The following is a 25,435-nucleotide window of genomic DNA, read 5'->3' as shown; positions in this document are numbered from 1 at the left end:
AGACAATCGCTAGTGCGTTGTTTCAAAACGAAAACAGCGCCGTCCCGAAGGAGGCGCTGTTAGCAATTTCAGAGATAGGTTCTTAGCTCAGAGCTTGCTGGGCCGTGGGAACCGACGGGCACCCGCAGCTGCGGCAGCGATCGTCGCCTCGATAAAGGTTACCGAGGTTTCTAGCCCGTTTTCCTGGTTCAATGCTTCGCCGATGTTGCGTGCGTTAATGGCCATTTGCTTATTGCTCGTGACCTCATGCAGCGCGTCAGCGAGTTTTTCTTGGGTCATCTCGCGTTGACGGATCGGGGCAGGGCCACAGCCCAAGGCGCGCACGCGACGGCCCCAATAGCGCTGGTCATACGCCTGCGGCACAGTGAAGGTCGGACGACCTGCGCGCAGCCCCACAGCTGTGGTTCCGGCGCCACCGTGGTGCACGACGGCCGAGCAAAGGGGGAAGAGCTTGTCGTGCGGGGCTTCATCCACCGCGAAGACGGTATCCGGCAAATTGTCGGTGTTGATGCCGCCCCAGCCGCGCGAAACAATCGCTCGACCGCCCCAGAGGTTGATCGCGCCACGCAGAATTTCCGTATTGCGATCCGACCCAAACGGCATTGAACCAAAGCCGATATAAACCGGGGCAGGGCCTGCATCGAGGAACGCCTGCAGCTCTGCTGAGGGTTTCCAGCCTGTGCGGTCGTCGAGGAACCAGAACCCGGTCACAACCGCCGTCTGCGGCCAATCCCGCGGGCGCGGAGAAACCAGCGAGGAATAAGTGTAAAGGGTCGGCAGATTATTGCCGAGGCTGTCTTTGAACAGCCCGCCCTTCTTGCGCGGTCCGAGACCCATGAGTTCCTTGCGCAAACGATCGCGCGGCAGGTCAAAATAGGCCTGCTGGAAGTTCATCGAGATATAGGAGAGCTTGTTGAACGTCGCCCCGAGATCAGGAATTTCGTAGGCGCTAATTGGGAATTCGCGCGTTGGGTTCAGCGGCTGCATCGCCGTCATGATGACGGGGATGTTCAGCGCTTCGGCGATATCGATCCCAAAGCTGGTGTTGATGTTGACCACTATCGCGTCGGCGCCCTGCGCCATGGTCCAGGCATTGCGGGCAGCAGTTTCGACCAGCGCCTGACCCTTGCGCAGGATCTGAGGGAATTGATGAATCTTCATCTTGCTGACCGCGTCGTCGAAGCGGCTGTCGTTCAACCAGTCCTGAATACGCGTTCCAAGATTGCAGAATTCGATGCCGTGGCTTTCCACAAGGTGCTGAAAGTCGGCGTTAGTGCCCAGAATCACATCATGGCCGGCTTGCTTCAATTCCAGCGCAAGCGCGAGATAAGGGCGAACGTCGCCCGAGGTGCCTATGGTTGCGATAGCGATACGCTTCTTCATGCACCTACCTGAATAATTCCGGCCGATAACCCTTGGGTCAGACATAATTGTAGCGCCTCTACGGCATTTACAAGCACGGTCGGACAACTTATGAAAGCTTGGTCACGCGTCGACGTGGTACCAGAAGTCGTTTCCGAAGGGCAAGAGACATGGCGTCTCCGTTCACTGTTGCATGGTTTGGAGCTGCGCTCACCGGCAATATTGTGGCGGCCGTTGCGGTCGCTAAGGCGAGCGCCCGATAGCTCTTCCCAATGGCCACGAGCTGGCCGGGAAGAGCCGAATAGAATTTGTCGAGGTCCGCCGAGCGGACTCTTAACCCATTCAGAACCACAATTCCGCGATAATTGATCTCCTATACCGAGGTCTGCTGCCTGTGAGCGCGTCGCGACCTGTTTCGGTCGAAAAGACCACGAGGACCCCATGAGCGAAGTATTCCATCGCATCCGTCGTCTCCCGCCCTACGTTTTTGCTCACATTGACCCGATTAAGGCCAAGCTGCGCGCCGATGGCGTAGACATCATCGATCTGGGCATGGGCAATCCAGATATGCCGACCCCTGAGCGTATTGTTAATAAGCTCAAGGAAACGGTCAACGATCCGCGCACCCACCGCTATTCCACTTCGCGTGGCATTCCCGGCCTGCGCCGCGCTCAGGCAAACTACTATGAGCGTCGCTTTGGCGTGAAGCTGAACCCGGACACTCAGGTTGTGGCAACCTTGGGTTCGAAGGAAGGCTTTGCAAATATGGCGTCGGCCATCACCGCTCCGGGTGACGTGGTTCTGGTGCCAAACCCGACCTATCCGATCCACTCGTTCGGTTTCATTATGGCTGGCGGCGTTGTCCGCTCCATGCCGGCTGATCCCAATGAAGATTTCATGCGCTCGCTCGATCGCGCTGTTCGCCACTCGATCCCTAAGCCGATCGCATTGGTTCTGAACTACCCAGCGAACCCGACCGCGTACACAGCGACGCTCGATTTTTACGCTGAAGTCGTCAAGTACTGCAAAGAGCACGACATCTTCATCCTGTCGGATTTGGCCTATTCGGAAATCTTCTTCGACGAAAGCGAACCACCTCCGTCGGTTCTGCAGGTTCCGGGCGCGATAGACATCACCGCTGAATTCACCTCGATGTCGAAGACTTATTCGATGCCAGGTTGGCGCGTTGGCTTTGCCGTCGGTAACGAACGCCTCATCGCCGCTCTTGCCCGCGTAAAATCCTACCTCGACTACGGTGCATTCACGCCGATCCAGGTGGCAGCAGTCGCTGCGCTCAATGGTTCGGACGATGTCATTGAAGACGTGCGTAAGATCTACAAGAGCCGCCGCGACGTTATGGTCGAGAGCTTTGGCCGTGCTGGTTGGGATATTCCTGTGCCAAAGGCGACCATGTTCGCTTGGGCACCAATTCCAGAAAAATATGCGCACCTCGGTTCGCTCGAGTTTGCAAAGCTTCTGGTTCGTGAGACCGGCGTTGCCGTGGCTCCAGGCGTTGGCTTCGGTGAATACGGCGACCAGTACATTCGTCTGGCCTTCGTTGAAAACGAACAGCGCATTCGTCAGGCGGCTCGCAACATCAAGGCTTTCCTTGGCGGCAAGTCTGATGAGAGCAACACCGCTCCAGTCGCTGAAGTAAAGTAATTTCAAGCTTAGGGAGGCGGGGTCCGCCTCCCTATTTGCCGTGAGGTAAACGGGTGAATTCATCTCTGAGCACCGTTATGCAATGCGGCTACTACGACAATGGCGTCTGCCGCTCGTGTACGCTCATGGGGACACCCTATGATGCGCAGATTTCCTCAAAAGATGCGCATGCCCGCGCGTTGCTCGCCGCATACCCTTCGGCGCAATGGCTACCAGCCATGCTCAGTCGCCCTGAGGCTTTTCGCAATAAGGCCAAAATGGTTGTGGGCGGCACGATAGAAGCGCCGACACTCGGCATTCTCGACGCAACCCAGCACGGCGTCGATCTCTCAGCCTGTGGCATTCTCGAAACTGGTCTGCGTGCCGCTTTCGACCCAATCAAAGCCTTCATCACCGCCGCGCGAATTCCGCCCTACGATGTTGCCAATCGTCGTGGCGAACTCAAGAACGTCCTCCTCACGCAATCCGCCACCGGCGAATTGATGGTGCGCTTCGTTCTGCGTTCCACCGAAGCGCTGAGCCGGATGCAAAAACATCTGCCGAACCTGCTTCCCGCGCTCCCTCAGCTGGCTGTCGTCACTGCAAACCTGCTGCCCGAGCATAAAGCCGTGGTGGAAGGGGATGAGGAGGTTCTTCTGGCGGGCGATGAAACGCTTGCTATGCGTTTGGGCGAGCATGTGCTGCACCTGCGTCCGGCGAGCTTCTTCCAGACCAACACCGATATTGCCAAGGCTCTATACGATCAGGCGCGCGAGTGGATCGACGAAGCCGAAGCGCATAACGTTTGGGACCTGTATTGCGGAGTAGGGGGCTTTGCCCTTCACGTCGCTGCGCCGGGACGGAAAGTGCATGGCGTCGAGGTAAGTCAACCTGCCGTCGAGTCTGCGCGTCTGAGCGCCGCTGAAGCGGGCCTCGCCGATGTCACCTTCGCTGTCGGAGACGCGACAGGGCTCAATGCCGAAACAACGATTGACGCCATTATCGTCAATCCACCTCGTCGTGGGCTTGGTGATAAGCTTTGTGCCACGCTCGAAGCGACTAAGGCCGAGACCATCGTTTATTCCAGCTGCAATGCCGTCACCTTGGCGCGCGACTTGGAAATGCTGCCATCCTATGCAGCCGAACGTATCCGCCTCTTCGACATGTTCCCGCAAACCGATCACTACGAAATCATGGTTTTGCTCACCCGTCGAAACTGACCACGCGGGCATCCAATAATTTCCATGACAATGATTGTCATCTTTTGTAGGTTTCTCTAAACCGCAAAAGGTGCGCAATGCTGACGAAGTCAATTGTATACGCCGTTCCGCTGTTCCTGCTCGCTGGCGCCAGTTTCGCCCAAGAGTTCCCCCTCACAATGCAGCACACCTACGGGGAGACAATCATTCCCGAAAAACCAGAGCGCATTGTCACCTGGGGCTGGGCCGTTCAGGACGCTGTCGTTGCCTTGGGCGAAGCGCCTGTCGGGATTCCGCATTTTACCTACGGTGGCGACGACAATGGGGCTCTGACCTGGACCAAAGACGCGATTGCTGCGCTTGGCGCCGATTTTCCAACAATTCTCTCTCAATCCGGTGGCGTGCCCTATGAGGCCATTGCAGCGCTTACGCCCGATGTGATCATCGCCGTGTATTCCGGCATCACCGAAGAGGAATACACCCGCCTCAGCCAAATCGCGCCCGTTGTTGCCTTCCCGGACAAGCCGTGGAGCACCACTTGGCAGGACACGATTACCTTGACCGGGACGGCTATGGGCAAAGCCGCAGAGGCCGAGGCATTGGTCGCTGAATTGGAGCAGTTCATCGCTGACCAAACGGCAAAATATCCGCAGGTACAGGGTGCCACCTTCGCCGGTATTGGCGGTTATGATGGCGCCGTGTCGGTCTATACGGCGGTCGATCCGCGCATGACCTTCCTCGAAGATGCTGGCCTCACCCTCGCGCCCAGTGTTGCGCAATTGGGTGACGTGAACAGCTTCTATTACAGCCTCAGTTTCGAGCGTGCGAACGAGCTGACCAGCGACATCTATATCACTTATGCTGACACCGACGCCGATGCGGAGGCGTTTTTTAGTCACCCAGCCATGGCACGAACCCCTCAAGTGCGCTCCGGCGCTATTGCCAGCATGGTAGGTCCCGAGTTGATCAATTCAGTATCGCCCCCTAGCGCTCTTTCGCTCAAATGGGGCTATCCAGAATACATTCGGCGCATCAGCGAAGCCGTGGATAAGTCTAAAGCGCAGTAATATCGGGGCGAAACGCCTTGGCGTTAAATTGACATCCCCTTAGGCGCTGATAGCCTGCCTGGGGGGATATTGTCGGGGCGTGGTGCTGCTGCCCCTGTTTGTGGGCGGCTGGACTGCACTTATGTCGACGACTGTAATCCTGCTGGCTTTAACCGCAGCAATTTTTCACGCCACGTGGAATGCCTTCTTGCGCTCCGGTGCCGATCGCCTCTGGGTGCTGACGGTCATGAGCTTTGCCGGCACCCTGATCTCTATTCCGCTTGTGATCGCCTTGCCGATGCCGAGCGCAGAGGCGTGGCCTTACATTCTTCTTTCGGCACTCTTCCAGACGGCCTATGGCTTCTTCCTTGTGGCGGCCTATCGCTATGGCCAACTGGGGCAGGTCTATCCCATTGTTCGCGGCACTGCTCCGCTGCTGGTTATGCTGGGCGCATTCCTGCTCACCGGAATAGTGCCATCGCAACTTCAGATTATTGGCGTCGCGATCATCGCCGTCGGCATCATGAGCCTCGCTTTTTCGCGGGGCAGGGCCAACACCAGTTCCATACTCTTTGCCTTCGCCACAGGTCTGTTCGTTGCCAGCTATCAAACCGCCGACGCCATCGGCGTGCGATTTGCCGAGAATGCCATTGCCTATTCGGCCTGGGGCAATATCTGCTTTGGCATTCTGCTGCCGGTCTGCGTGCTGGCCGTTCGTAGGCGGTTCACTGTCGATTGGAAAAGCCGAGAAACCCACAAGGCTCTTCTTGGCGGCGCGATCTCTATGGTGAGCTATACGCTCGTCATTGTTGCATTCTCCATCGGTTCGGCTGGGCCCGTATCTGCCTTGCGTGAAACCTCAGTTGTGTTTGCGGTGATCATCGGTTGGCTGTTCTTGGGCGAAAAACTCAACGCATGGCGCATCGTCTCGGCGGTCATCGTCGCTATAGGCGCGATTTGCTTGGGTCTCGCTCGATAATCGACCAAACTCCTATTGACCTCTAGGCGATTTCCTATGCAGATGGCGCCCACTATGAGTGACATTCAGTCTTTCCGCCAAACCGTCGAATCCTTCATCTCTGCTCGTGGGTGGACACCCACCCGTTTCGGCAGAATTGTTGCAGGGGATCCGCTGTTCGTTTTCGATCTGCGCGATGGCCGTGAGCCACGCACCGAAACGCGCGCGCGTATTCTCAAGGCGATGGCGGAATTCGGCGAAGCTGACCGCCAAGCACCACTACGCATTGGCGTAGCTGGCCTTGGCAATGTGGGTGCGACCTTGGTTCGTATCCTGCAAAAAGACGGCACCGAACTCACGCGAAAACTTGGTCGACAGCTCGAAGTTGTTGCTGTTGCCGCGCGCTCGCGTTCCCGAGATCGCGGCATTGATATTTCTAACATAGAGTGGTTCGACGATCCGGTCGCCTTGGCGAAATGGGATGGCATCGATCTCTTTGTAGAACTCATCGGCGGCGAAGATGGCCCCGCCTATGCAGCCGTTAAAGCTGCTCTCGAAATCGGCCGTCCGGTCGTCACTGCAAACAAGGCCCTTCTTGCCAAGCATGGCGTGGGCCTTGCTAAGATCGCAGAAGAATCCGGCGCTCAACTCGGTTTTGAAGCAGCCGTTGCTGGTGGCATTCCGGTCATCAAAACCCTGCGTGAAGGTCTGGGCTCCGCTCGTATTGCCAAGGTTTTTGGCATTATGAACGGCACCTGCAATTACATCCTAACCCGCATGGGCAATGAAGGCATCTCCTTCGCCGATTGCTTGAAGGATGCTCAGGCTCTCGGCTATGCCGAGTCTGACCCGACCTTCGACGTCGAAGGTTTCGACACGGCGCACAAGCTCTCCATCCTCGCGACCCTTTGCTTCGGCTATGAGATCGCGCCGGACAAAATGCGCATCGAAGGCATTTCCAACATCACCCAGCACGACATTCAGGTCGCGCAGGACCTTGGTTACAAAATCAAGCTCCTCGGCATTGCTGAGCGCACCGAGAACGGCGTCGAACAGCGCGTTCACCCGACTTTTGTGCCTAAGGGCAGCGCCATTGCTGGTGTTGATGGCGTGATGAACGCTGTCGCGCTCGAAACCGACCACGTGCACGAACTGCTCCTCGCAGGTCCGGGCGCAGGTGGTCCTCCGACTGCGTCTTCGGTTCTTTCGGATATTCTCGATATTGCCCGTGGCACCCGCGTGCCGCCTCTGGGCGTGCCAAGCGACGAACTTCTGCCCTATGTTGAGGCGCCATCGCTTCCTCATGCAGGTGGGTTCTACGTTCGCCTTGCCGCTAAGGATGTTGCTGGGGCTTTGGCGGCCATTACCGCACGCATGGGTGAAAAGGGAATTTCTATCGATTCTGTCATCCAGCGGTCTGATCTTGGTGCTAAGGCAGTCGCGCCGGATGGGTCTCCAACCCGTACCGTTGTGATGATTACCCAACAGACTTTGGAATCATCCGTGCGAGAAGCGCTTGCGCTCATCGCAGCAGATGGGTTCATAGTCGGGAAAGCACAACTGATCCGCATCGAAAAGCTCTGACCTTGCCGGTCCGGGCTTAGTGCTCGGAGGGGGAAGGCATGAAGCTGAGTAAAGTCGACCAAGACAGAAACGCAACCAAGCTGCATCGCTGGCTGACGCTGGAAATGGTCCGCGTCACCGAGCGGGCAGCAATTGCCGCCGCTGAATGGCGCGGCAAGGGCAATGAGAAAGCCGCTGACGAAGCGGCTGTCACAGCCATGGTGACCGAACTCAACCGCGTCCAAATTTCCGGTAGCATCGTTATTGGCGAAGGCGAACAGTTCGAATGTGACGATCTCTACGTCGGTCAGACAGTCGGCTTGGGCGAGGGGCCCGAAGTCGATATTGCTGTCGATCCGCTCGAAGGCGTCACCCTCTGCGCCAAGAACCAGCCTGACTCGATCGTCGTATTGGCCATGGCTGAACGAGGTGGTCTGCTCAACGTTGCTCGCAACGTCTACATGCACAAAATTGCTATTGGTGCTGGCTATCCGGCCGGAACGGTCCACATTGATTGGACCGCCACTGAAAACGTCACTTCGCTCGCGAAGGCCAAAGGCGTTCCTGTCAGTGAAATCACCGCTATCGTGCTCGATCGCCCCCGTCACGCTGCTCTCATCGAAGAGCTGCGCAGCGCTGGCGTTTCCGTAAAACTCCTCAGTGACGGCGACATCGCTGGCGTTATCCACGCGGTGAACACTGAAGACACCGGCGTCGACATCTACCTCGGCTCCGGCGGCGCGCCTGAGGGCGTTCTGGCGGCCGCAGCACTGCGCTGCATTGGCGGGCAGATGCAGGGCAAGCTTATTCTCGACACGCCCGACAAGCGCAAGCGCGCGCATGAAATGGGTATTACCGATCCAAACCGTGTCTACGATGTTTCCGAGCTCGCCTCTGGGGATGTTTTGTTTTCGGCAACTGGGGTGACCGATGGTTCGCTCGTCGATGGCGTCCGCCTGCGCCGCACGACAATCGAAACCTCCACCGTTGTCATGCGCTCTTGGAGCCAAACCACTCGCTGGATTAAAGCGCGTCACGCACGCTAGGGCCGGGGGGGCTTTATCGCCTCTCGACCGCGCGTTCAAAATCGCCTAACCCTGCCTCATGCAAGAAGCTCCGCGCCATTTCCTCGACGTCACATCTTCCATCACCAGTCGTGCATGGGTGGATCGTTTGGATACGGCGAGCGCGCGCACAGCTGCGGCGATCTCCCAGCGCGCCAATCTGCCCGATATCTTGGCCCGGATTATTGCCGGGCGCGGCATCGGCATTGAGGAGGCGGTCACCTATCTCGAGCCGACAATCCGCAATCTCATGCCCGATCCGTCCACCCTCACGGCGATGGACGAACTGGCAGAGCGTATCGCCAAGGCCGTCACCGACAATGAGAGTGTCGCCCTATTTGGCGACTATGACGTGGACGGCGCTTGCTCTTGCGCACTGATGGCGCGGTTCCTGCACCATTTCGGCCTCGATCCGCAGGTCCATATTCCTGACCGCATCTTTGAAGGCTATGGCCCAAACATTGGCGCGATGGATAAGCTCATCGATGGTGGGGCAAGCCTCATCATCACGCTAGACTGTGGCACCACCAGTGAAAAGCCAATCGCGCACGCACGCGAGCGCGGCGCCGATGTACTGGTCATCGACCACCACTTGGCCGATCACGCGCTGCCCAACGCCAATGCCTTGGTGAACCCAAATCGTCCTGACGATATCTCCGGCCTTGGCCACCTCTGCGCAGCAGGCGTAACCTTTATGGTTCTGGTCGCAGTCAACCGTGTGTTGCGCAATCGCGGCGACACGGGCCTGCCTGATCTAATGAAATTGCTCGACCTTGTGGCGCTGGCGACAGTTTGTGACGTCGTGCCATTGGTTGGTCTTAACCGTGCCTTTGTGCTGCGCGGGCTGGAAGTCGCGCGCAAGGGCGAAAAGCCCGGCATGCAGGCGCTTAGCTTAGCCGCTCGCCTCAATGGCCCCCTTAACCCGTATCACCTTGGTTTCCTTTTGGGGCCGCGCATCAACGCTGGCGGTCGCATTGGCGACGCCGCTTTGGGCACCAAGCTCCTCACCATTGATGATGAGCAGCAGGCGATGGTCATTGCGGCCAAGCTCGATGAACTCAATACCGAGCGTCAGCGCATTGAAGTTGAGGCCGTCGAAGAAGCCTACGCCACTGCCGAGCTTGAAATCGCCGGTGGTGAAGGGCCTCCGCTTCTGGTTCTGGCTTCGTCAAAGTGGCACCCCGGCGTTGTCGGCCTCGTCGCTGCGCGCCTCAAAGAGCGTTTTGATCGGCCCGCCTTTGCCATTGCCATCAATCCGGATGGGACCGGTACGGGCTCCGGCCGTTCGGTTCCGGGCGTGGATCTCGGCAGCGCCGTTATCGCTGCCGTGGACGCTGGCATTTTGCCCAAGGGTGGTGGCCATGCGATGGCGGCTGGCATTACCATCAAGGAAGGCGACCTCGGCGTCTTCCGCGCCTTCATGGCTGATCGTCTTGAGGCCAGCGTGCGCACGGCGCGAGCTGCGTCTGCGCTCAAAATAGACGCTGCGCTCACGGCCCGCGGTGCAACGGTTGATCTTCTGCACAAAATTGAAAAAGCCGGGCCGTATGGTTCCGGCAACCCAAATCCGGTCTTCGTTTTCCCGGCGCATCGCGCGCGCTATCCGCAAGTTGTGGGGAAGGGCGGTCACGTCAGTTTCACCCTCACCTCCGACGACGGTGCCAAGCTCAAAGCCATCGCCTTCCGCGCCGCTGGCACACCAATTGGCGACACGCTTTTGCGTGAAGCCGACCAACCGTTCCACTTCGCTGGCAGCCTCTCGCTAGATCATTACCAAGGCCGCGAGCAAGCTCAGCTCCGCCTGACAGATATTGCGCGTCCCAGCCGCTAAAGCGGTGATCTGGGAACTGCCCGCTTGCGTATCCATTTGCAGTGAATAAACTAAGCGCTGACCTGCAGTGCGCCCAAGGGCGAGCAACACTGCTGGTGCCTGCGCTTAGATATCTCGGCGACGGTAATGAGCCATCGCCTTTTTGGATGGTAGGACGACACGGCAATGAGCAAGACAGCTGTCAATAATTCCAACGGCGGCGCGTCTTTGTGGGCGCATTTTTCGTCTTGGTTGGTCGCGCAGATTGGCGTTTCTCTAATCGGCAATCCGCGCCATGGTTCCCTAACGGTTGTGTTTCCCGATGGTCGCAGTCGGACTGTCGGGCAGGGGAATGCTGGTGGCCATGCCACGCTTCGCCTGAACAATTTTAAGGTCCTTAAAGAAGCCAGTCAGCGCGGCACTGTTGGGTTTGCAGCCGCCTATATGAATGGCGATATCGAAGCGGATGACCTCACTCAGGTGTTCCGTTTCTTTCTGCAAAACCGCGACATGTTCGATAATGCCAACAAGGGGTTCTTTAAGAAGGCCGCTGGCGATCTGCACTATCACCTTTCGCGTCGGAACACGCTTGAGGGCTCCAAGAAAAACATCTCCGAGCACTACGATCTCGGCAATGACTTCTACGGGCAGTGGCTCGACCCTTCGATGACATACTCGTCAGCGCTCTTCAGTTCCGGAGACCAAAGCCTTGAAGAGGCGCAGCTGGCAAAATATCGCCGCGTTGCCGACATGGCAGGCGTCACTGAGGGGAGTAGCATTCTCGAGATCGGTTGCGGCTGGGGTGGGTTCGCTGAAACGGTCACGCGGGACTATAAGGCCCATCTGCGCGGCATCACCCTGTCTGCGGAACAGCTCAAATTCGCCAAAGAACGCCTCGCACGCCAAGGGCTGGATGATCTCGGCACTCTCGTCTTTGAGGACTATCGCCATACGCAGGGGCAGTTTGATCACATCTGTTCCATCGAAATGATCGAAGCCGTCGGCGAAGACAATTGGCCAAGCTATTTCAAAACCCTGAATGACCGTCTCAAGCCCGGCGGCACCGCCGCCATCCAAGCGATCACGATCCGGGAAGAGGATTTTGAGGCCTATAGAAGTGGCCCTGATTTCATTCAGCGTTACATCTTCCCGGGCGGCATGCTGCTGACCAAGTCGGCGATGAAGGAATTTGGCGAGCGCCACGGCCTCGTGCTCGAAAACACATCGCTCTTCGGGCTGTCCTATGCGCGCACGCTAAAACTCTGGCGTGAGCGCTTCCTGGAGCGTTGGCCCATGATCGCGCCGCTAGGCTATGACGAGCACTTCAAGCGCAAATGGGTCTATTATCTGAGCTATTGCGAAGCGGGTTTTGCTGAGGGCGCTATCGACGTCGGTATCTATCAATACAGAAAGCCCGAGTAATTTCGGGCTTTTCGCCAACGGTTTGACAAAGCTGTCTAAATGGCCATGATGGGGCCATGAACGGGACGATCTGCATAACCCGATTGTTGGGACACGGTCTTCGCCAGGCACTTTAGTAGCCTGGTGTTGCTACCTGCCGTAATGGCAAGAGCGGCACCAGGATAACCTCAGTGTTCCCCTCTCTCACATTTTGAACGCTTTAGCCGGATGCTTTCTGCATCGGGTCTATTTGCGCATGAGATCCTGTCGATGACCTATAAGTATTCCGTCACCCTCCCTATCCTTGGCAGCCACAAGCTGAGCCGTTTCAAAGCTTGGGCCGATGCTCACATGCCGGAGCTCGATTACAATCTTCCACCACAAACGCCGATCAAGACCGAGACGATGACCATCCGTCTGCGCTCGCTGGAAGACCGTCAGACACTGTTGCAGAACATCTCGCGAAGGTCGCTCGACGGCTCGGAGAAATGAATGCAGGTTCTCCGCTATTGTCGATCCTGTTCAGGACCGAGGCCACGGGCAGCTAATCGCTGCCCGTGGTGCCTGCGCGATTTCGATAAGCCCCCTGCGGCACCAGAACACTTATTTACCACCTTTGACCGAGCATCGAAAATTCCATCGACCGCCTTGTCCCTCAAGGAGACCGGAAAATGACGACCATTTCTTTGTCTGATTGGATGCCTTCGCCAGAGCTCCTCATTGGCGAGCAGGATCATAAGCGCCTGACGGTGGCAGCTCTGACCGAAGTTGGACAAACCGCCGAGCGCATGGACTTTCTACTCTATGAGCTTGATCGGGCAAGCATTATTGCCGATGCGTTCTTGCCGCGAGATGTCGTGCGGATAGGCAGTTTGGTCAAATATGTTCTGCTGCCGGGCGAAGAGCGTTGCGCCAAGCTGGTCATGCCGGAAGAGGCGCAATTGGGCGGTACATACCGCCTATCGGTGACTTCGGCAGAGGGCGCGGCCCTTCTCGGCTTGCGGCCGGGCCATGTCATGAGCTGGGTTGAAGGGCCGGATCAGTCCGTGCGGCGCATTAAGGTGCTTAGTGTGTCAAACCCAGACACCACCGATACAGATCCATCTGGTCCCACGGCAGCCTAAAAGCCAGTGGCAGTCTCTGTTCGCAGAGGCTGCCAATTCGAGCAGAAAACGTCGAGCCGACTTACGTCTGCTTGATCTATAACAGTGTGGGGAGGAGAGATCGTCCACCGTTACGAAGAAAACAGGTGGAAAGTGGTACGCCCTAGGGGAATCGAACCCCTCTCTGCACCGTGAAAGGGTGCCGTCCTAACCGATAGACGAAGGGCGCATCAGTTCGATGACGCTCGTATAGATGGAGGTTGCGGCTTGCGCAACCCCGAGCGCGAAGAAAAATGCAAACCTGTTAGTTTTCAACAGCCTGAGAAGGTAACAGGGCCGCGATAACCGCGTGGACGATCGCGAACGTCGACGTGGATGAAGTTCCGGCCCGGATAGCAGCCCAAGCCGCCAACACTGGGAAGATTGCGCGCGAAGGCGATGAGTTGGTCCTTCGGAACACCCGGTATGTAGAAGTCCGCCGCCATGCACTTGGTGTGGAACGAGTTGGAGGCGCCGCCAGCCGCATTGTTATGCGCTGTATCGCGATAGCCCGACTGCATAACCACCTTCTTGCCAAAGCGACCTTCAAACTCCCAGATAACAAATCGGAGTTTTGGAGAAATGCAAAAGGCATTCACCTGCTTTGACGCGACGTAGGTGCCCCAGTCTTGGCGCACACCACTGTAGCCAGATCCTGAGCCGCTCGCGAACAGAGCCATTGGCAAGCAGCCCGCCAAAACAGTAGCGGTGGTGATGATAGCGGCGAGTGAGCGTGCGATAGGGAGCATGAGCGATTTCCACGGGGCCGGTGTCGTCATTGCGCAACAGGCAAGTGGCCGGTGAGATAATCGCTAAAATTAGAGATGTTTCGCTAACCACCCGCTAACTGGAAAGGTTAGCGAAACATGAATTCGCTCTAAACGCTGTTTACCAGCTGCCGGTGTTCGGCATCGAGAGCCATGGCTCTTGTGGTTCAAGGGTGCCGTCTTGGATCAGTTCAACGGAAATGCCGTCTGGCGACCGAACGAAGGCCATGTGCCCGTCGCGTGGTGGGCGGTTGATGACGACGCCCATGTCCTGCAAATGCTGGCACAGGGCATAGATGTCCTTAACGCGGTAGGCGAGGTGGCCGAAGTTGCGCCCGCCGGTGTACTCTTCGGGGTCCCAATTATAGGTGAGTTCGACTTCGCCGCCCTCATCGCCCGGAGCGCGGAGGAAGATCAGTGTGAATCGACCTTTTTCGCTCTCGCGGCGGCGCACCTCTTCAAGGCCGAGGCCTTCACAGTAAAACCGCAGGCTTTCTTCGATATTGGTGACGCGCACCATCGTGTGTAGATACTTCAAGACATCCTCCAATCGGACGAAATTCCCTCTGGGCTACCAAGTCACTGGCAATTCGACAATGCGTTCACGGCATATGTCGACAAATCAGCAAGAACTTCTTAACTTCTGACACTGAATCGGACAGACTGATTTGGTCTAGTGGTTGAGTACCCGCGTAAGCGGATGTGTAAAAGGGCTGAGGGGTCATGGGGGCCAAGGGCATGGGCGACAGCGACGGCACTATCGATCTGTCCAGTGAGGCAGCGGTGACGAAACGGGTTGACGAAACTGCCCTGTCTCCACAGGGCGCTTTAGACACCATAGAAGTTACCGGTACCATTAAGTGGTTTGACGCAGGCAAAGGTTTTGGCTTCATCATTCCTGATAATGGCACCGCAGATATCTTGCTGCACGTCACCTGCCTCCGACGAGACGGCTATCAGACCGCATATGAAGGCGCGCGCATCGTTGTCGAAGCGCTGAACCGCCCCGGTGGTCTACAGGCCTTCCGCATTGTTTCCATGGACGAGTCGACGGCTCGCCATCCTTCTCAAATGCCGGCAGCGCGCACCCATGTGGTGGTTGAGCCAACCTCCGGCATGGTTCGCCTTGAAGTGAAGTGGTTCAATCGTATCCGCGGGTTCGGCTTCCTCTCGGAAGGCGAGGGCGCTCCGGATGTGTTTGTTCACATGGAAACCCTGCGCCGCTTCGGCATTACAGAACTGCGTCCCGGCCAATATGTGTTGGTTCGTTATGGTAACGGCCCGAAAGGCCTTATGGTCGCCGAAATTCGGCCTGACGGTTGGGGCGACGCGCCGTCGTCACACTGACGGCTGCCCTACCTGACGAGGACCTCATGATGCACAGCGTAACCCGTACTCTCGCCGCCGCTGCGACGGCTCTTGTCGTTGCGCTGCCCTTGGCTGCGTATAGCCAGGAAGAGACCCTGACCATTAAGTCCTCGACTGGTGATCATGTGTTTACGGTTGAGGTTGTCGATACGCCTGAAACCCGTGCCAAGGGCCTGATGAATGTCCATGAGCTCGCACCAGACGCTGGCATGCTCTTTGACTTCAAAGAAGAGCGTCCCGTCGCTTTCTGGATGATGAACACCTTCATCCCGCTCGACATGCTGTTCATCACCTCGGATGGCACCATCAAGAACATTCACGTCAACGCCGTCCCGCATGACAAGACCTCAATCCCTTCGGATGGTCCCGTGCAGTATGTGCTTGAAGTGCCCGGCGGACGCACCGTCGAATTGCGCGTCGAGGCTGGCGACAGCGTCGTTCATTCGCGCATTCAGTAACCGCTACATCCGCGCAACGATCATACAGTCAATGACGGCCCAAAGGTGCAGGCTTGCCCCTGCCACCACAAACACGTGCCAAAGCGCGTTTTGGAAGCGAAGCTTTTCCCACACGTGGAAGATGATCCCCGCCGAATAAGCGACTCCGCCTGCCAGCAACAGCCATAGGGTTGTTGGGGGCAGGGCGGTGGCAAGGGCGTTGAACACGAAGATGCCGCTCCAGCCAATCCCGAGATATAGCGGTATGGCAACGCGCCCAAACCGCTCTGGCACGATCAGTTTTAGCGCAACCCCAATGAGCGACGCGCCCCACACCATCGCCATCATCGTAATCCCGAGTGTGGAATTTCCGAGCACTGCCAAGAAGGGCGTGTAACTTCCCGCGATGAAGAGAAATATGGCCGCCTGATCAAGACGCGCCCACACGTGTTTCCAGGAATTGTGGGGCCATAGATTATAAGCGAGCGATACGCCTAAGACGAAGATCAACGTGCCAACGTAAATCGACAATGCGGGCACCGCTTCCGGTGCGGTCTCGAAGGCCGTGAGCGTCAGCAGAGCTGAACCAGCGGCAATCGCCACTATCAGGCCCAGGACATGCACCACCGCGTCGGCCACCATTTCGCCAACCGAATATCGGCGGCGCGGGTCGAACTGCATGGCATTGGTGCTGTAACTGGTCTGTTTCATGTTTGGCCTTTTCCAGCATCCTGTGGGACGGGAATGACCGAAACCTTTCTTCAGTTCCGCAAAATACGGCCATGGTCTAGAATGCTCTAACAATCTCAGTGAACAAACTCTGAGGAAGTTGCGTGCTCACTTGACGGGTAACTCTGATGTTACTTTAAACCAGAGTATGAAGCGCAAGACCAAAGCCCCCATCGCAGTTTATTCCGCACTCGGCGACGCTACGCGCTGCCGCATTATCGAGATCCTCATGCAGGGGCCCATTCCCGTGCATAAGCTCGCGGACGCCTTCACCATCAGCCGCCCGGCCATTTCGCGCCATTTGCGCGTGCTAAAGACGGCGGGGCTCGTGGTCGAGGTGAAGAAGGGGCGCGAAAATCTCTACACCCTTAAAACCAAGCCGCTGGTGAAAGCCACCGATTGGGTCGAGCTTCTGCTCAGCAAAGCGGTCGTGGATGACGAAGCCGATGTGCTCGTCTCAGCCGACGAACAGGTAACCGTGTCGGCTCCGGTCGCTGAAAGGTTTGAGGCCACTGAACAAGCCCACAGCGCGCCAGTGTTGCCTGCCGAAACGGAAGACCCGCAGCGCGTTGAGCTGAGCGAATATATTGCGCCGGTGTTTGACGAAGAGGCGCTTGCATCTGAACAGCCAGATGAGATGACTTCCGAAGCCGAAGCCGAAGCCGAAGCCGAAGCCGAAGCCGAAGCCGAAGCCGAAGCCGAAGCCGAAGCCGAAGCCGAAGCCGAAGCCGAAGCCGAAGCCGAAGCCGAAGCCGAAGCCGAAGCCGAAGCCGAAGCCGTATTTGCGGCCATGGATACTTTGGAAGACGCTGAGGTCTTTAGCGCGCCCGCTTATGCCTCTACCGACGATACGCCGTTCTTCGACGGGGAGGAGCTCGCTGCTGCCGCTGAGGACTTCGTTGTCGAGGATGAAAGCGTCCTGCAGAGCACGGATTTGGAAGAGACCGCTTCTGAAGCTGTTGAGGCCGGAGTCGCACATCCTGTGTCGAGCGATGCCAGTGCCGCTGACGCAAAGCCCGTGGACGACCTAGAGTCGATCTTCGTCATTCAGTCCGAGGCGGATCTCGCTGCTGAAGCGGCAGCACTAGCTGCGGCCGAAGAGGCCGCAAAGGCCAAGCAGAAGCCAAAGAAGAAAGACAAAAAAGTCGAAGCCGAAGAGATTGAGCTTTCGATCAACCAAATGGGCTTCGACTTCTAAAGAGCTCGTCTGTTAGACGACAGGCGCAGCGACAGGACCATACATCGGCAGCGAGTAATCATCGCTGTCGAAGGCGTTATGGACCGCGCGTTCAAAATCAGCTGCACACCACATAATCTGCGAATTCGGGATGCGCTGTTCGATCGCGCCAAGTGCTGCTCTTGCGCCCAAGGCGATCGGGCGAATGGTGTGGCCGATAATTTCCGAAGCCGCTTGCGCAGCGGCAATGTCTTTACGCTGGTCGCCAATGTACCAGATCACGTCGGTCCGGCGGAGGTCGCGACCAATATTGGACAGCGCTTCCAGGATCGAATCTGGCCACGGCTTGCCGCGGCGTACGTCCTCACGGAACACGGCCGTAGAGAAATACTTCCGCAGATCGAAAGCTTCCAGCACATCATGGCCATAGCCACGGCCAAGGCCGTTGCTGACGACGCCAGTGGCAACACCTTCGGCGTGGAGGCGCTCGAGGACGCAACGCATGTTCTCGCATGGCGAAAGCATCTCGTTGACCGTCTTACGACGCACTTTGTGGATCGCGCGGTGAACCAATAACCGCGGTGGGCGTTGTTCTTTTAAGCGCTGACGACGCTGCAGACGGAATCGTGCTGCGAGCCGTCCACCCTTATGGGAACAGTCGTCCAAGAATTCGAGCATTTGCAGCACGCGTGGATTGACGTGGTGCACCAGGGTCCCATCAAGATCGAAGAGGACGATGGTTGGTCGGTTCGCTTGGTTAGCCAGAGGTTCAGCTCCCGTTAGACGATAGTTAAAATGGCCTAAATTTGTCCGCCGTACAACCCTGCAGGGCCAACCCCGCGCCCACTTGCCGCGGAGAAGCCACAATATCGGGCGCTCAAATCCGATCTTTCCACTGCTCTGAGCCCGAACAAATTCCCAAAAAGCTCAGGGTTATCGACCAGTTGAGCGCTCTATTAAGTCTCTGACCTGAGCTGGAAATTTATTCCCGAACGCTGTGGCGGGTCCCAGAGAGACGCCTCTCGGCCTTGTCACTCCAGAAAATGCCCTTGGAGGTTTTCCAGAGGCTTCGCGGCCGATGCCTCCGGCTGGGTCATGCAAGGTGCGTGTGCAGCGCCTTTTACCAGACTCACCATGTGCCGAAGCGCAAAACCACGCGGCATAAGCGGAGTGATTTGGGGTGCTCTTAAATCCTTATTAACCATGCGAGCCGTTGATGGCATTAAGGGTAACTCCTGTGATTTGGAGGCGGAATTGGGCCAGCAACGCGCGCACGTCATTGTGGTGGGAAATGAGAAGGGTGGCTCCGGCAAGTCGACCTTGTCGCTGCACCTAGCTGTCTATTTGCTGCATCAAGGTTTTCGCGTTGCCACGGTCGACGTCGATAGCCGCCAGCAGACACTGACCCGCTACATCCGCAATCGCCGCAATACGCTCGACACCACGGGCCGTGACATTCCTATGCCCAAGCACGCCCATGTGCCCACTGGCTGGAGCGACTCGATCAAGGAAAACCAAAAGGCCGAGCTCGAGCTCTTTTCGCGCTCGATGGATAAGCTTTACGAGGAAGTCGATTTCATCGTCATCGACACGCCGGGATTTGACGCCCATCTCGCGCGCCTCGCGCACAGTGCAGCCGACACGCTTGTGACCCCCGTCAACGACAGCATGATCGACCTCGACGTGCTGGCAAAAATTGACGTGCGCACCGGCGATCCGGAAAGTCTCTCGCCTTATTCCAAAAACGTGCAGCGCGCCCGCGCCGAGCGCCAAATCGCCACCGGCGCGCCAAGCGATTGGGTCATCGTCCGTAACCGCATCTCGGCCCTCTCCAATCGCAATGGCGCGAGCGTGCATGATAGCGTGGTGAAAATTGCCGATGCACTGACGTGCCGCGTCGCCGATGGTATTGCCGAGCGCGTGATCTTCCGCTCGCTCTTCCCCATCGGCATGACCGTGTTTGATCCACTGGACGCCAAGCTCTTGGGCGCGGCGCCGTCCATGTCCCACGTCAATGCGCGGCAGGAATACCGCGATCTGGTCGCCATGCTGCATTTACCAGACCCGCGTCTCGCGCAGGACGAACGCCTCTCAGCATAAAAGAAAGCGGCGCCGAAACGCCGCTTTTTGTTTGTCTGGCTACGCGTTGAACAACACTTGTAAGCCCACCACGATCAGCGCTGTGAACGCGCCATTGAGCGCCATGCCAATGCCCGAAAACGCGCCCCCCACGTCGCTCACCTGCAAGGCGCGGGCCGTGCCGATCCCATGCGATGTTACGCCGACAGCAAAGCCGCGCGCCGCATAGTTCTTGATCTTGAGTGCGTTCATCAGAGGCGTAACCAAAATAGCCCCGGTAATGCCCGTGGAGATCCCCAAGACGGCGGCCAGCGATGGAATGCCGCCAAGGCTCTTGGCCAGCTCCATCGCAATCGGCGCACTCACAGATTTCGGGGTAATCGACGCGATCACCTCAGCCGGCGCGCCAAAGAGATAGACAATGCCCACGGCGCTCGCCATGGCCACGATAGCTCCCACCACCAGCGATACCGCAATTGGCACCACCGAGCGCTTCACCGCGTCGATATTCCGGAACAAGGGGATCGACAGCGCAACCGTTGCGGGCCCCAGCAGGAAGTGCACGAATTGCGCGCCCTCAAAATAGGTCGGGTAGCTCGTTCCGGAGATCAGCAGGATCGGAATGATAATCGCCGCGCTGATCAGCACATTGTTGGCAAAAGGCGAGCCTTTGAAAAATGCCCCGATCTTGAGCGAGGTGGCATAGGCCACCAGTGTCACTGCCAGCCAGGTGAGGGGGGAGGCTGCGAGATATACCCAAACGCCCGTCAGCCCAGTCATGGCTTGCCTCGGTTCATTAGCTTTTCCGTCAGCAGGAACGTGCCAACCGTCGCGAGCAGTGTCAGCACCGTTGAAACAACCAGCGCCAACACAAGGGGAATGCCCCAAGCCAGCACGAGATCGCCATACTGCATCACGCCCACTGCCGCAGGCACGAACAGCATCGCCAAAATACCGAGGAGGGCGTTGCCGACAGCCATCACCGAGCGCCGCTGCTTTGGAAGTCGGGGCAGCAGTGCGAGCAGGAGCAGCATTCCCGCCACAGGGCCGGGGAAGGCAAAACTGGGCAGCACAATGCGGATCGCATGCACCAGCACTTCCCCCACTAATTGACAGAGGATGAGAATGGCAAACCCGGCGACATAATCACCGGGCTTTAGCGGCTGTTCTTCGATTGGGGGCACCGAAATCTCCGTTGTGAAGCGTGCATGGGGCTGCCGCTTCGCTGAGCTATTGCGCCCGACATATGCCGCTCCCCGCCAAGACGCAATCACCCGCCCGAATTGCCCCAGAACCTTTCTTCACCTCTCCCTTAGGGGGCGAGGTCGGCCGCAGGCCGGGTGAGGGGGCCTTCCAATCTCGTGAGGCTTGAACACGCCACCCTCAATGCCTCTCCCCTTTGTGGGTAGTGCCGGGGTGGGGGCTCCCAAAACACATACAAAAAGGGTGGCGAGCCGATAACTCACCACCCCCGTTACCCCCGCGAACGCGGAGGTCTCACTTCCTAAAACGCCCTTAGTGCGCGAGACGCTTCTCGCCCGCCTCAATGCGGATCGGTAGCACGTTTTCGGCTGGCGGCAGCGGGCACACAGCGAAATCGGTAAACGCACACGGCGGATTCAATGCCTTATTGAAATCCAGTACAATGCTGTTTTCGCTCACGTTTTCACCAAACACAAAGCGGCAGGCGCCATAGGTGCTGTCGCGGCTGGTCAGGTCACGAATGACGAACTGCGGGCTTTCCTTGGTGCCGTGTGTTGCCAGCAACTCATAGGTCACGCCGTCCTTGTCGAACACGGCCTTATGGGTTGCCTGAACTTCGGTGGGGATCGCCTTCGAGGTCGAGATGGAGAGGTTCTTGGCCTCTTCGAGCGCCACCCACTTGGCTTCAATGCGCCAGCTTGGGTCCAGATCGAAATACTCGATCTCGCCGAGCTCCTCGCCAGCCTTAGACGCGGTGTCGCGCACGCGAACAGCGTTCTCGCCGTTCAGCGTTGTCACTTCCAGCAGCAGGTTCTCAGCCGTGAAGCGCGGTGGCTTATACTTGTTCAATTCGAGCTTGATCGGGGCCGAACCATCAGCCGCGGCATAAGTCACGCCACCTTCTGCGTCCTGTGTCAGCGTGCCAACATAAGCCGGGCCGGTCGGCAAGATAATGTCGTTATCGTCTGCCGCGCCAATTTTGACCGTGCCTTCACTCAGCCAGTCGCGCGCAATGATATTGAGCCAGCCATCTGGAGCCTTCAGCGCCTCAAGGCGGCGGATTTTCCAGGCGGCAAATTCAGTTGGATAGTCAGTCATAGCTCTTCATCCTTGAACGAGAGGCGCGGCACGCTGGCGAGCAGCCGCTGCGTATAGGCATGTTGCGGATTGGCGAGAACTTCAGCAGTCTTACCCTGCTCGACGATCACGCCCTTTTCCAAAATGATAATGTGTTCGCACAGCGCTGCGACGACCGCGATGTCATGCGAAACGAAGAGTAGGGCCATATCGCGGCTCAGTGTGCGGAGCAGTTCAACAACGCGCACCTTGGTCGTCAGATCCAGCGCGCTCACGGCTTCGTCGGCAAGCAGCAGCTTGGGCTTTGCCACAATAGCGCGAGCAATAGCGATGCGTTGACGCTGGCCGCCCGAGAACTGGTGCGGATAGCGATTGGCACTATCGGCCTCAAGGCCAACGGCCTCCAGCGCAGCCATCACCATAGCCTTGTGGTCGCCTGCGATGCGCAGTGACTTTAACGGCTCGGCGATAATGGAAAACACTTTTTGGCGCGGATCGAGCGAGGAGTAGGGGTCTTGGAACACCACCTGCGCCTGCCGACGATAATCGCGCATAAATGCCCGATTGCTCGGGTCGAGCACCTGCCCATCAAACCGAACGGTCCCGCCCTGCGGCTTGGTCAGGCCCAGCAGCAGGCGGAGCAGTGTGGTTTTGCCCGAGCCGGATTCACCTACAAGGCCAACGGTAGCGCCCGGTGCGATTTCAGTGGAGACGCCAGCTAAAATCTGCCGCTCGCTTGTATAAGCGAAGCTGACATTGTCGATGCTAACGAGGCTCATGCTTGGCCCCCGATCGCGTTGTCAAAGGCCTTCGCCGCCGCCAGCAGGCTCTTGGTGTAATCATGCTGAGGAGAACGGAATACCTCGCCCACAGCTCCGGCTTCCACGGCTACCCCGTGCCGCATCACCACCACCCGGTCCACCGTGTTGGCCACCACCGGCAGATCGTGGCTGATAAAGAGAAGTGCCATGTTACGTTCCGCCACGAGCCGTTTGATAAGACTCATGATTTCGGCCTGCGTCGTGACGTCGAGGGCAGTCGTTGGCTCATCGGCGATAAGAAGGTCAGGCTTGCAGGCGAGCGCCATAGCAATGGCTATGCGTTGCCGCTGGCCCCCCGACATCTCATGCGGGTATTTGCTGGCGAGGGAGGCGGGGAGATTTACCTCATCCATGAGTGCCGCCACTTCCGCGTCCATCTCACCACGCGTCACCCGATCGCCGTCACGCTTGGCGCGGCGATTGACCACCTCGCTAATCTGCTGGCCAACGCGCATCAGCGGATCGAGCGCTGTCAGCGGTTCTTGGAAGACAATGGCGACTGCAGTGCCGCGTAGAGCATTGAGGTCACGGTCTTTCGCGCCAATGATCGGCGTTCCTTTGAGCGTCACAACGCCCTCAGCCTGCAACTGCCTTGCCAAAAGGCCTGTCACGGCCAGTGAGGTCAGAGATTTGCCCGAACCGGATTCCCCGATTAGCCCCAGCCGCTCGCCCTTGTCGAGGGTAAAGCTCAGGTCTGAGACCAGCGCCTTTGCGCCAGCCTTCACAGTGAGATTGTTGACAGTAAGAAGGCTCATCGTCCCTGCCTCGTCGGATCAATGACGTCGCGGAGACCGTCTGCAAGAAGATTGACGCCAATTGCCAGCGTCACCAGCGCCACACCCGGCGCGATGGCCCCAAGGGGGGCGTTATAAACTGTAGCCTGCGCTTCCTGCAGCATCCGCCCCCAAGAGGCGTTTGGCGGCGGCGCACCCAGACCCAGATAAGAGAGAGACGCTTCCGCAATGACCGCGAGGCCAAACTGCAGGGCAAAATTCACCGATAGCGTTGGCCAGATATTGGGGATGATGTGGACGAAGACAATTTTTAGCCAGCTCGAGCCCGAGGTGCGCGCGGCCGTTATGTAGTCCATCACAAGAACGCGCTTCACCAGAATACGCGTCAATCGTGCCACGATAGCCGAAAGCGCGATCCCCAGCGCGAGGATGGCCGAGCCTAGCGACGCCGTCTCACTCGCTGCCACCACCAGCATGGCAATGAGTAGAGTGGGGAAGGCGATCAGAATATCGAGCGTCGCCGCTAGAGCATCATCCAGCCAGCGCGTTGCGAAGGCCGCAATCGTGCCCAAAGTCACCCCGATCACGCCACCAATGATCACTGCACAGACGCCCACCTGCAGCGCAATGCGGCTGCCGATCATCAACTGGGTGAAGAGATCGCGCCCGAGACGGTCAGTGCCTGTCCAATGCAGCCAACTGGCGCCCTCAAGTCGCCCGCCAGTAAAGGCGTTCGGATCATAGGGCAGCCAGACGAGCGTGAGCAGGCCAACAACCACATGCAGGCCAACGAGAAAAATCCCTGCCCACAAGGTGAGTGAAAGTTTTGGTTTGGCCGGCGCGCTTAAGTCCATGGTCTGACTCATGCTTGCACCCGCGATTTAGTCCGCAGACGCGGATCGACAACACGCTGCAAAATGTCCGCAGCAAAGCCGATCAGCAGGACGAGAAGGGTAGAGATAATGAGAACACCCTGCACATTGGGGTAGTCGCGCTGTTGGATCGCCAGCAGCAGCATCGAGCCCATGCCCGGTAGGCTAAACACCTTCTCGATCACCACGGCGCCAAGAAATGTCGTCGCCAATTCAATGCCCAAAATAGAAATCACCGGCACAGCGCCATTGCGTAGACCATGCTTGAGCAGGGCTTCAGTAAAGCCTGCGCCCATAGCGCGGGCCGTCCGCAGATAGTCACTGCCCAGAACGTCCAGAGTTGCCGCTCGAACATAGCGCAGTAGCGAAGCGCCCATCACCAGCCCAATGGTCACCGCTGGTAGGATCATGCCAATCGCAGCGTCCGAGAAATTTGCCCATCCCTTGAGCGGGAACCCGCCGGAGGGAAGCCAGCGCAAATTGATGGCAAACAGCGTCACCAGCAAAATCCCCACCCAGAACACCGGGATGGCAATACCCAACTGGGAAACCACCGAGATCAACCAGCCATACCATTTGTCCGCTTTCACCGCAGAGACGACGCCGAGTGGGACAGCAATCAGGATGGAAAGGACAAAACCCAGCAGCGCCAGCGGTAGCGTCACCGACATGCGGTTGCCGATTTCCTCAAGCACCGAGGCTTTGCTGACAAAGCTATTGCCGAGGTCAAAACGAATGAGGCTTTGCAGATAGCTGCCAAATTGCACGTAAAGCGGCTGGTCAGAACCAACCTGCGCGCGTGCCGCTTCAATTTGTGCTGGAGTTGCTCCGACACCAAGCAGCGCATTGGCTGGGTCGCCGGGTAGCAAACGCAAAAGGACAAAGAGCACAATCGCCGCAATAAACAGCGATACCAACAAGATGAACGTGCGTCGGATCGTATAGGCGAGAATGGCCGAGAATCCCTAATTCGAAGAGAAAGCGC

The 25,435-nt window shown here is 57.9% G+C and carries 26 protein-coding genes and 1 tRNA gene; 14 read left to right on the top strand and 13 right to left on the bottom strand.

Annotated features, from left to right (window positions below):
- Window positions 1–87: 87 nt before the first annotated feature.
- The gene (locus tag JHC09_RS02250) at window positions 88–1,383 is read right to left on the bottom strand and encodes a glycosyltransferase (protein WP_169196120.1); all 1,296 of its coding nucleotides are present in this window, start codon (window positions 1,381–1,383) and stop codon (window positions 88–90) included.
- A 420-nt stretch (window positions 1,384–1,803) separates the two neighbouring features.
- On the opposite strand from JHC09_RS02250, the gene JHC09_RS02245 reads away from it, so the two are divergent.
- From JHC09_RS02245 to JHC09_RS02200, 10 genes are all read left to right on the top strand, one after another.
- Window positions 1,804–3,024, top strand: coding sequence for an LL-diaminopimelate aminotransferase (locus tag JHC09_RS02245; protein ID WP_169196121.1), 1,221 nt, complete (start codon window positions 1,804–1,806; stop codon window positions 3,022–3,024).
- A gap of 53 nt (window positions 3,025–3,077) precedes the next feature.
- Complete coding sequence (rlmC, locus tag JHC09_RS02240) at window positions 3,078–4,223, top strand: 23S rRNA (uracil(747)-C(5))-methyltransferase RlmC (RefSeq protein ID WP_199530625.1); 1,146 nt, start codon at window positions 3,078–3,080, stop codon at window positions 4,221–4,223.
- Window positions 4,224–4,300: 77 nt separating this feature from the next.
- Window positions 4,301–5,269 (top strand): ABC transporter substrate-binding protein, encoded by a 969-nt coding sequence (locus tag JHC09_RS02235; RefSeq protein WP_199530624.1) that lies wholly within the window; start codon window positions 4,301–4,303, stop codon window positions 5,267–5,269.
- A 121-nt stretch (window positions 5,270–5,390) separates the two neighbouring features.
- On the top strand, window positions 5,391–6,227 hold the full coding sequence (locus tag JHC09_RS02230; protein WP_182395383.1) for a DMT family transporter: 837 nt from the start codon (window positions 5,391–5,393) through the stop codon (window positions 6,225–6,227).
- A 222-nt stretch (window positions 6,228–6,449) separates the two neighbouring features.
- Entirely contained in the window at window positions 6,450–7,790 is a 1,341-nt protein-coding gene (locus JHC09_RS02225) for a homoserine dehydrogenase (RefSeq protein WP_248306596.1), read from the top strand.
- A gap of 38 nt (window positions 7,791–7,828) precedes the next feature.
- Entirely contained in the window at window positions 7,829–8,815 is a 987-nt protein-coding gene (glpX, locus tag JHC09_RS02220) for a class II fructose-bisphosphatase (RefSeq protein WP_199530623.1), read from the top strand.
- Window positions 8,816–8,873: 58 nt separating this feature from the next.
- A complete protein-coding gene (gene recJ / locus JHC09_RS02215) occupies window positions 8,874–10,664 on the top strand; it encodes a single-stranded-DNA-specific exonuclease RecJ (protein ID WP_199530622.1) in 1,791 nt (596 codons plus the stop codon).
- A gap of 165 nt (window positions 10,665–10,829) precedes the next feature.
- A complete protein-coding gene (locus tag JHC09_RS02210; RefSeq protein ID WP_169196127.1) occupies window positions 10,830–12,065 on the top strand; it encodes a cyclopropane-fatty-acyl-phospholipid synthase family protein in 1,236 nt (411 codons plus the stop codon).
- 207 nt (window positions 12,066–12,272) lie between these two features.
- On the top strand, window positions 12,273–12,536 hold the full coding sequence (locus JHC09_RS02205) for a hypothetical protein (protein ID WP_248306572.1): 264 nt from the start codon (window positions 12,273–12,275) through the stop codon (window positions 12,534–12,536).
- 179 nt (window positions 12,537–12,715) lie between these two features.
- Complete coding sequence (locus tag JHC09_RS02200) at window positions 12,716–13,168, top strand: GreA/GreB family elongation factor (RefSeq protein ID WP_199530621.1); 453 nt, start codon at window positions 12,716–12,718, stop codon at window positions 13,166–13,168.
- Between the two features lie 133 nt (window positions 13,169–13,301).
- On the opposite strand, the gene JHC09_RS02195 is transcribed toward JHC09_RS02200, so the two are convergent.
- The 3 genes from JHC09_RS02195 to JHC09_RS02185 all read right to left on the bottom strand — a co-directional run bounded on the left by JHC09_RS02195 (window position 13,302) and on the right by JHC09_RS02185 (window position 14,491).
- Window positions 13,302–13,376 (bottom strand) — tRNA-Glu (locus JHC09_RS02195).
- An 82-nt stretch (window positions 13,377–13,458) separates the two neighbouring features.
- Window positions 13,459–13,935, bottom strand: a complete 477-nt coding sequence (locus JHC09_RS02190; protein WP_199530620.1) for a D-Ala-D-Ala carboxypeptidase family metallohydrolase — start codon at window positions 13,933–13,935, stop codon at window positions 13,459–13,461.
- 139 nt (window positions 13,936–14,074) lie between these two features.
- Complete coding sequence (locus JHC09_RS02185; RefSeq protein ID WP_169196130.1) at window positions 14,075–14,491, bottom strand: VOC family protein; 417 nt, start codon at window positions 14,489–14,491, stop codon at window positions 14,075–14,077.
- A gap of 200 nt (window positions 14,492–14,691) precedes the next feature.
- On the opposite strand from JHC09_RS02185, the gene JHC09_RS02180 reads away from it, so the two are divergent.
- Together JHC09_RS02180 and JHC09_RS02175 are read left to right on the top strand one after the other, a co-directional pair.
- Window positions 14,692–15,300 carry a cold-shock protein gene (locus tag JHC09_RS02180; RefSeq protein WP_248306052.1) on the top strand — a complete coding sequence of 203 codons (609 nt, stop codon included), beginning with the start codon at window positions 14,692–14,694 and terminating at the stop codon, window positions 15,298–15,300.
- A gap of 26 nt (window positions 15,301–15,326) precedes the next feature.
- The gene (locus JHC09_RS02175) at window positions 15,327–15,779 is read left to right on the top strand and encodes a DUF192 domain-containing protein (protein ID WP_248308835.1); all 453 of its coding nucleotides are present in this window, start codon (window positions 15,327–15,329) and stop codon (window positions 15,777–15,779) included.
- Between the two features lie 3 nt (window positions 15,780–15,782).
- Here JHC09_RS02175 and JHC09_RS02170 read toward each other — a convergent pair whose 3' ends face one another.
- Complete coding sequence (locus JHC09_RS02170; RefSeq protein ID WP_199530619.1) at window positions 15,783–16,469, bottom strand: hemolysin III family protein; 687 nt, start codon at window positions 16,467–16,469, stop codon at window positions 15,783–15,785.
- A gap of 166 nt (window positions 16,470–16,635) precedes the next feature.
- On the opposite strand from JHC09_RS02170, the gene JHC09_RS02165 reads away from it, so the two are divergent.
- A complete protein-coding gene (locus tag JHC09_RS02165; RefSeq protein WP_199530618.1) occupies window positions 16,636–17,685 on the top strand; it encodes a metalloregulator ArsR/SmtB family transcription factor in 1,050 nt (349 codons plus the stop codon).
- Window positions 17,686–17,697: 12 nt separating this feature from the next.
- Here JHC09_RS02165 and JHC09_RS02160 read toward each other — a convergent pair whose 3' ends face one another.
- Window positions 17,698–18,531 carry an HAD hydrolase-like protein gene (locus JHC09_RS02160; RefSeq protein WP_282567623.1) on the bottom strand — a complete coding sequence of 278 codons (834 nt, stop codon included), beginning with the start codon at window positions 18,529–18,531 and terminating at the stop codon, window positions 17,698–17,700.
- 387 nt (window positions 18,532–18,918) lie between these two features.
- Here JHC09_RS02160 and JHC09_RS02155 point away from each other — a divergent pair, with 387 nt between their 5' ends.
- A complete protein-coding gene (locus tag JHC09_RS02155; RefSeq protein ID WP_248308834.1) occupies window positions 18,919–19,764 on the top strand; it encodes a division plane positioning ATPase MipZ in 846 nt (281 codons plus the stop codon).
- Between the two features lie 39 nt (window positions 19,765–19,803).
- Here the strand turns inward: JHC09_RS02155 and JHC09_RS02150 are convergent, their stop codons facing one another.
- The 7 genes from JHC09_RS02150 to JHC09_RS02120 all read right to left on the bottom strand — a co-directional run bounded on the left by JHC09_RS02150 (window position 19,804) and on the right by JHC09_RS02120 (window position 25,388).
- Entirely contained in the window at window positions 19,804–20,523 is a 720-nt protein-coding gene (locus JHC09_RS02150) for an LrgB family protein (protein ID WP_199530616.1), read from the bottom strand.
- Complete coding sequence (locus JHC09_RS17035) at window positions 20,520–20,927, bottom strand: CidA/LrgA family protein (protein WP_349236498.1); 408 nt, start codon at window positions 20,925–20,927, stop codon at window positions 20,520–20,522. The genes JHC09_RS02150 and JHC09_RS17035 overlap by 4 nt, the downstream gene beginning before the upstream one ends.
- Window positions 20,928–21,258: 331 nt before the next feature.
- Window positions 21,259–22,044: a DUF1684 domain-containing protein gene (locus JHC09_RS02140; protein ID WP_199530615.1), complete on the bottom strand. Its 786-nt coding sequence runs from the start codon at window positions 22,042–22,044 to the stop codon at window positions 21,259–21,261.
- Window positions 22,041–22,802, bottom strand: coding sequence for an ATP-binding cassette domain-containing protein (locus JHC09_RS02135; protein ID WP_199530614.1), 762 nt, complete (start codon window positions 22,800–22,802; stop codon window positions 22,041–22,043). Before JHC09_RS02135 ends, JHC09_RS02140 begins: the two co-directional genes overlap by 4 nt.
- Entirely contained in the window at window positions 22,799–23,599 is an 801-nt protein-coding gene (locus tag JHC09_RS02130; RefSeq protein WP_199530613.1) for an ABC transporter ATP-binding protein, read from the bottom strand. Before JHC09_RS02130 ends, JHC09_RS02135 begins: the two co-directional genes overlap by 4 nt.
- The gene (locus JHC09_RS02125) at window positions 23,596–24,444 is read right to left on the bottom strand and encodes an ABC transporter permease (RefSeq protein ID WP_199530612.1); all 849 of its coding nucleotides are present in this window, start codon (window positions 24,442–24,444) and stop codon (window positions 23,596–23,598) included. Before JHC09_RS02125 ends, JHC09_RS02130 begins: the two co-directional genes overlap by 4 nt.
- Window positions 24,441–25,388, bottom strand: coding sequence for an ABC transporter permease (locus JHC09_RS02120; RefSeq protein ID WP_349236505.1), 948 nt, complete (start codon window positions 25,386–25,388; stop codon window positions 24,441–24,443). Before JHC09_RS02120 ends, JHC09_RS02125 begins: the two co-directional genes overlap by 4 nt.
- Window positions 25,389–25,435: the final 47 nt, after the last annotated feature.

The organism is Devosia sp. MC532, from assembly GCF_016461625.1.
Classification (GTDB): Bacteria; Pseudomonadota; Alphaproteobacteria; order Rhizobiales; family Devosiaceae; genus Devosia.
Note: the sequence above shows the minus strand (reverse complement) of the source record. Positions and strands in the feature narration are given on the sequence as shown.